This is a genomic window from Brevundimonas sp. TWP2-3-4b1 (genome assembly GCF_049897665.1).
Lineage (GTDB): Bacteria > Pseudomonadota > Alphaproteobacteria > Caulobacterales > Caulobacteraceae > Brevundimonas > Brevundimonas subvibrioides_B.
Genome location: NZ_JAFCWQ010000013.1, coordinates 84,695 through 90,799, shown reverse-complemented (window position 1 = coordinate 90,799; position 6,105 = coordinate 84,695). Strand labels below are relative to the sequence as shown.

The window sequence follows — 6,105 nt, the reverse complement described above, 5'->3', positions numbered from 1 at the left end:
AGGCTGCCGTGGGTTGTGATTCGGCAGACGCATTTCGGCTCATCTCACCAACGATGAGTCGCTCAGCGTAGATACGCAGCTTCGGCGTAGTTCGGTTCATTCAGGAACGTACTCGAACGCGGCGCTCTTTGCAGGAGGGCCTTGCGGGTGACCTGTCATGTAGCAGCATTGAGCATCCAGCTTACTTCGTTGACATAGCGCAGTCGTTCCGGGACCATTCGGTGTTGACCTTGCACTGATATAGCGCGGATGCCAAATCATGACGCTGTCACGAGGCGGACAATGGGCTTCAGCTTGAGGGTGGAAGGAACACCGTTACCTTTGAGGCCGAGCCGGGAAATCGGACAGGCGGCCAAGGTGGCGTTGAAAGGTTAACCGGGTGAAGTCGAAAAGCCCCCTGCCCCGCCGCCCTTCAGGCAACCGCCGCCGCCCATGCGGCATCAGCATCGGCGCGGAAGCGGCGCAGTGTGGGTCTGCTGATCAAATGGCGTTGGATGTTGAAGGTGTTGTAGATCGCCGCGTGGGTGGTGAGAAATCTCTGGGCTGAGGCTTGGGATTTGAACCGCTGCTGCTGTCGTTCTCGTCTTCGGATCGGGAGGTGGGAGTTCTCGATCCGATTGTTCTCCCGAAGCCGACCGGGTCGGTGCAAATGCCTGAGATTTAACTGATTCAGGGCCGCGACGTAGGAGCCCAGCCCATCCGTTGTAATGAGCTGAGGCTCCACAGGCTGATTTCGTAGAAGGCGTCGGAGTAGCTTCAGCGCAGCTTCCGTGTCCCGCCGGTGCTGGACGACCAGGTCCAGAACCTCGCCTTCGTCATCGACTGCGCGCCACAGATACATGCGCTTTCCGCCGATCCGGCAAACCATCTCATCGAGATGCCAGCGAGGCGATGGGGCCGGCCGACGGCGCTTCAGCCGGCGCGCGATCTGAGGCCCAAACTTGACCGTCCAGCACCGAATCGTCTCGTAGCTAACGTCGACGCCGCGAGCGGCCAAGAGCTCTTCGACGTCGCGCAGGCTGAGACTGAAGCGGAAGTAGAGCCACACGGCATGGCGGATCATTTCCGCCGGAAAGCGGTGGCGCTTGAACGAAAGCGGCGTCACGAAACTCAGCCACAATCAGCCGCTTACAACGGCCTTCAGTGGAGACAAGTTAGCGTTAGACTGACAGTACCCACCCCGCCATCGCCCTCGCGGCGGCCGTGCTCTTCTGACTATAAGTCCTGAGCCTAAAGACCCGCCTTCTCGGAAACATAATCCCGACACGCACTGGCGGCTTGGTTCAGCAGATCTGACTCTTCATTCGATAGCCGCTGGAAGTCGGCGACCATCGCCGCTGAGATCGCGCCGGCGTCCATGGCCTCGACCTGCTTGTCCGAGATTTCGGCCCGCTTTTCTGTCGCCTTGTAAGCCTTGTCGCTGACCTCGTCGGGCAGGATCATCGTCATCTGCAGATACTGCCGATAGATGGCACTGGACAGGACGGCACCGGCCTCCCAGCGAGTATCGAGTGCCGCGCGGACGCTATCGTCGATTGGCCCCTCCTGGAGGTAGGAGGTCTTGGCACCCTCGTCAGTGGCCTGCGTCGTAAGTTCGCTGAACTGCATGCAGACCGCCAGCTGGCTTTCGAAGATTTTTTGTCGAGCTGAGGTCCGGGACACGTCCAGCGCCTGAACGGCAGTGAACATTGATCCTGCCGCGACGATCATTGCCGAGACGGCAGAGAGGGAAGCAAGCGTGCCTTGGAAGGACACGCGTTGAGTCTTGCCCTGCGGCGCGGCGACTTCGGTAGTAAGCTTTACATCGACCATGGTTCGACCAGATGCCGAGTCGATGGTCTGGGCAATAGCGAACGTTCAATCTCACCGGCTGGCTGTCGCCTGAGGCTGTGCTAATAGCCAAGTGGACGAGATGGCTGTTCCAAACCTTGGCAATCTGGCCCCGCCGACCTGTCATCGCGGAGGCTGGCGTGAAACATTCCCAGGACCAATCCGATCACCGCCGGCCCTGCGCCGCCCCTCTCCACCAACCCGATCGAAGCCCACGTGACCACCGTCGCGGGGCCCTGTTATTTGCCATGAAAGGACCCTAACCGTTCTGAAACTCACCTACCGCGCCGCCGTCCCGCATAGGCGATTGCTGTCGCCTGAATGGTGGCAGGGGCGAGGGCTTTCGAGTTGGCGAAGTTACCCTCACAGCGCGATCAGGGCTGCATTTCGCGGACCAGCTCTAGGATGATCTGCACCAGCAGGTCGCCCTGCTGTCCGCCTTCGACCACGGCCGTGGTGCCTTCGCGCAATGTCGATGCGTCTTCGGGAACCATCACAACGACCAAGCCACCGACCTCGGCTTTCCAACCCACAGCGCAGAATTCGATCTGGTTCCAGGCCACCCGGAACGGACCGGTCACCAAGTCTTCGCCCTTGATGATCCAGGCTGGCTCGAGGGTCGCGAAGCCGAAAGCCTGGCAACCGCGCTCTCCGGGATCGCCTTCGAAACTCTCGGTCGACCGCGCCCGGGCGGCGGCAAGACATTCAGATTGGTCGCCCGGTTCGATCGACGTCACCCTGCCCACAAAAGCGGCGTGCGCGCCCGCGATCTCATAACCGGCGTTCGAGGGCATAGGCATGCAGGCTAGGGCCGGATCGGCCGCGAATACGGCGGCGGCGGCGACGCAGGTCGTCAGGATACAGTTCATGCTTCTTCCTTCGAGGATCAGAGGTCAGTGAACGCCATGGGGGGCGCGTCGGCAAAGCTTTTGTCTGCCGATATCCAACCCTCGTCGCCTCAGTCGATCCAGAGCGTGGCGAAACCTCCGGCAAGCGCTAGATGCGCTGCACATGCACGCCGCACCTGGCACTACGCGGTCCACCGCGCGGTGGTCACCTGACCTTCCAACAAAAGCCCGGCCGCCGTCGTCACCATGATCGAGTGGGGGCCAGCGCCAGTGAGCCCTAGGCCAGCTAACGGCTCATATGTTGCCGACCATGATCGCGTCAGCCCGCCCCATGGTCATGATGCCGATCCGCGCCAGAACCTCCGGCCAAGCCAGGGTCAGAAGCTCGCACGTGGTGGCTCGGGTGGAGAGGCTGATGAGCATTTTGTATTTGGGATCAGAAATGGGAGCTAGGCCGGGCATCACTCGATCCGAACCATAGCGCCAACCACATCTGGCTGGATTCCCGAAGTCAGATTTCCTGGTCAGTGTTCCGGGATGCCCGATCACTTCGAGCGCCGTTGTCAGCAGAGCCTGCTGAAAGCGCCAGCTTGAACACAGTGGCCAGCGTCCGTCACCCTTGGATCTTGGGGGTCATTTCGCTCGTCGAACGCGCGTCGCAGGTCGCGAGCAAGCTTCACCTTTGAAAATATGATCGCCGATGCTGTCAGGTCTTGAAGGTTGCGTTAGCGCGTGACGTGCGATCACGAGTTTGAAAATATTCCAAGTCGCTCACACGGGGTCAGTGCCATCACTCGTCTTTCCAAGCTGGCGGCAGCGGCCGCCATATTCGGTCTTTCGCCCTTCGTTTTGGGGGCTCAAACTGCCCACGCGCAGCAGCAGTTGTGGTCGTCGCAATATGTGAATTGGCGGCTGAGCAATCCCAGCGTGACCGAGATCTGGAATGTGGATCAGGAGGTGTGGATTCCGCGTACGGCGGCCGCGAGTTACTGGCCGCTGGTCTGGGATTGGAAAAGTCCGGAGAGCGGCGGCTATCTTGGCCTTCAGGAGCAAGGCGACGGTCAGCAGACCGTCCGGTTCTCGATTTGGGACGCTTCAGCCGCGGCGGGAACCGATTGCCGGACCTTCGGGGGCGAAGGCATAGGATATACTTGCACTCTGCCCGTAACCATCGACACGCAAAAGTTCTACCGCTACCGGCTGTACCGATTGGACGGGGCCCCGGACGGCCAATGGTGGGGCGGTTGGCTGATCGAAGCGGATGCCAGCGGCACGGTAATCGAACACTACATCGGCATGATCAAGGCACCGGTCGAAGCCCAGTCGGTCGATCCGGACCACATCGAAAACTTCGTCGAGTACTTTGGAGACCCGGTTTCCCGATGCCGGGATGTGCCGCTTTCGATCACGGCCCTGACCCCGCCTGCCGTTAATTATTCAGGCGACGCCGCCAGCGGCTACGAGAGTTACACGGCCTTCAACGTTTCGGAAAAGGCTGAGGGAAATCACTGTGTCGACGGCAATCAGGCCGACGGAGCGATCATCACTGCCGAGCCGTTCGACTTCGGCTTCGCCACCGGGGTGGTGATGTATATGGGCGGACCAGGGAACCAGCGGCAGCGTCTCATCGCGCCTCCAGTCCCCGTTCGGTAAAACCAATCCCTCACGAGACGATCAGGAGCTGAACGATCAACTTCGGACCGCTGATCGCCCGGCGTTTGAAGAAGCGGCGATGCTCTCCGACGCCGCGTAGGCATCCCGATGAGATGTCACGTGACGGCGTTGACAGGTTACCCGGGCGAAATCGAAAAGCGCCCTCCCCGCCGCCCTTCAGGCAACCGCCGCCGCCCAAGCGGCATCAGCATCGGCGCGGAAGCGGCGAAGGGTTAGTCTGCTGATCAAATGGCGCTGGATGCTGAAGGTGTTGTAGATCGCCGCGTGGGTGGTGAGGAATCTCTGGTCTGAGGCTTGGGATTTAAACCGCTGCTGCTGGCGTTCTCGTCGTCGGATCGGAAGATGTGAGTTCTCTGCCCGATTGTTCTCCCGAAGCCGGCCGGGTCGGTGCAAATGCCTGAGATCCAGGACATCCAGCGCTGCGCCATATGAGGCGAGGCCGTCGGTCGTGATCGTCTGGGGCTCGACAGGCTGGTTGTGAAGCAGATGCCGGAGCAGCTTCAACGCCGCATCCGTGTCCCGCCGGCGCTGGACCACGAGGTCGAGGACCTCGCCTTCGTCATCGACAGCCCGCCACAGATACATCCGCTTTCCGCCGATCGAACAGACCATCTCGTCGAGATGCCAGCGAGGCGATGGAACGGGCCGGCGGCGCTTCAGCCGCCTCGCGATCAACGGTCCGAACTTGATCGTCCAGCAGCGGATCGTCTCGTAGCTGACGACGATCCCACGCTGAGCCATGAGCTCCTCGACGTCACGAAAACTGAGGCTGAAGCGGAAGTAGAGCCAGACTGCATGGCGGATCACATCTGCCGGGAACCGGTGGCGCTTGAACGAAATCGGCTTCAAGAAACATTATCCCCATCAGCGGCTTACGCTGCGTTCGGTGGAGACAAGTTAGTGTTAGACTGACAGCACGGCCGGGGGCCAGAGCTGGCGGTGTTGGGGCTGGCCGTCGCCAAGCCTAAGGGCGGCTGTAAGCCGACGAACGCCGGCTGGATGTTGATCGGCAATCGTGGCAGGGCGTTCCAGCCGACGTAGGTACCCATGGCTTGCCTGCGCGAGCCGAAGCGACTGCCGAAAAGCTCACGTCCTGGACGTCTCAAACGGGTGGAAAGCGGACTCCTTTCGTCCCTTCCGAAAGAGCAATGTTTCGATGTTCGCCTGACGACCGGGATCATTTGAAACAGTGCGGCGTTTCCCCGGCGAGGGCTTCGAGCCTCGGGGAATCCCTTCTGATGCAAAAGAACCTGATCCGGTTGGTTTACAGGAGCGACTCCTGCATTCCCCATGACGACGTGCCAAGTCTGGACGCAATATTCAACGTGTCGGCCCACAACAACAAGCGTAACCGAATCTCCGGCGCATTGGCTCTACCTGATGGAAAGTTCGTCCAGGTTGTCGAGGGAGACAGGGGTGAGGTGGGCCTGCTGATGAAACGCGTCCGGGCCGACAGCCGTCATGAGAACATTACCATTCTGGGGGAAAGATCGATTCAGGCTCGGCTTTTCAGAGAATGGAGTATGGCCCGCCCTGATCCTACTCCGCTGAGCCAACAGTCGTTCCGGATCATCACCGAGAATGGAAGCGGGGCGCAAGTAACGGCGATCCTATTGGACCTGATGAGCAGGGCTGAACACGGGTTTGTCGCAGGGCAAATTTATTGACCTTCTCGACTGGTGCGTCGTGCGCCGCCTCAAAGGCCAATCCGTTAAAAGCCCCGAGGTCGCCTAGGGGTCGAGAGCCGTCATGA

At 60.5% G+C, this 6,105-nt stretch carries 7 protein-coding genes; 2 read left to right on the top strand and 5 right to left on the bottom strand.

Annotated elements, in window-relative coordinates; genetic code table 11:
• Positions 1 to 412: 412 nt before the first annotated feature.
• The 4 genes from ACP7A5_RS11405 to ACP7A5_RS11390 all read right to left on the bottom strand — a co-directional run bounded on the left by ACP7A5_RS11405 (position 413) and on the right by ACP7A5_RS11390 (position 3,101).
• Positions 413 to 1,105 carry an IS6 family transposase gene (locus tag ACP7A5_RS11405; RefSeq protein ID WP_426042028.1) on the bottom strand — a complete coding sequence of 231 codons (693 nt, stop codon included), beginning with the start codon at positions 1,103 to 1,105 and terminating at the stop codon, positions 413 to 415.
• A 125-nt stretch (positions 1,106 to 1,230) separates the two neighbouring features.
• Positions 1,231 to 1,812, bottom strand: coding sequence for a hypothetical protein (locus ACP7A5_RS11400; RefSeq protein WP_426042027.1), 582 nt, complete (start codon positions 1,810 to 1,812; stop codon positions 1,231 to 1,233).
• A gap of 392 nt (positions 1,813 to 2,204) precedes the next feature.
• On the bottom strand, positions 2,205 to 2,699 hold the full coding sequence (locus ACP7A5_RS11395) for a hypothetical protein (RefSeq protein ID WP_426042026.1): 495 nt from the start codon (positions 2,697 to 2,699) through the stop codon (positions 2,205 to 2,207).
• 273 nt (positions 2,700 to 2,972) lie between these two features.
• On the bottom strand, positions 2,973 to 3,101 hold the full coding sequence (locus ACP7A5_RS11390) for a hypothetical protein (RefSeq protein ID WP_426042025.1): 129 nt from the start codon (positions 3,099 to 3,101) through the stop codon (positions 2,973 to 2,975).
• Positions 3,102 to 3,410: 309 nt separating this feature from the next.
• On the opposite strand from ACP7A5_RS11390, the gene ACP7A5_RS11385 reads away from it, so the two are divergent.
• A complete protein-coding gene (locus tag ACP7A5_RS11385; protein ID WP_426042024.1) occupies positions 3,411 to 4,331 on the top strand; it encodes a DUF3472 domain-containing protein in 921 nt (306 codons plus the stop codon).
• A 177-nt stretch (positions 4,332 to 4,508) separates the two neighbouring features.
• Here ACP7A5_RS11385 and ACP7A5_RS11380 read toward each other — a convergent pair whose 3' ends face one another.
• Positions 4,509 to 5,201, bottom strand: a complete 693-nt coding sequence (locus ACP7A5_RS11380) for an IS6 family transposase (RefSeq protein ID WP_426042023.1) — start codon at positions 5,199 to 5,201, stop codon at positions 4,509 to 4,511.
• A gap of 389 nt (positions 5,202 to 5,590) precedes the next feature.
• On the opposite strand from ACP7A5_RS11380, the gene ACP7A5_RS11375 reads away from it, so the two are divergent.
• The gene (locus tag ACP7A5_RS11375) at positions 5,591 to 6,019 is read left to right on the top strand and encodes a BLUF domain-containing protein (protein WP_426042022.1); all 429 of its coding nucleotides are present in this window, start codon (positions 5,591 to 5,593) and stop codon (positions 6,017 to 6,019) included.
• Positions 6,020 to 6,105: the final 86 nt, after the last annotated feature.

What these genes read in the sequence shown, in the direction of transcription:
- ACP7A5_RS11395 (WP_426042026.1), bottom strand. Translation starts at nt 2,699, where the DNA reads ATGAACTGTATCCTGACGACCTGCGTCGCCGCCGCCGCCGTATTCGCG.
- ACP7A5_RS11375 (WP_426042022.1), top strand. Translation starts at nt 5,591, where the DNA reads ATGCAAAAGAACCTGATCCGGTTGGTTTACAGGAGCGACTCCTGCATT.
- ACP7A5_RS11390 (WP_426042025.1), bottom strand. Translation starts at nt 3,101, where the DNA reads ATGCTCATCAGCCTCTCCACCCGAGCCACCACGTGCGAGCTTCTGACC.
- ACP7A5_RS11400 (WP_426042027.1), bottom strand. Translation starts at nt 1,812, where the DNA reads ATGGTCGATGTAAAGCTTACTACCGAAGTCGCCGCGCCGCAGGGCAAG.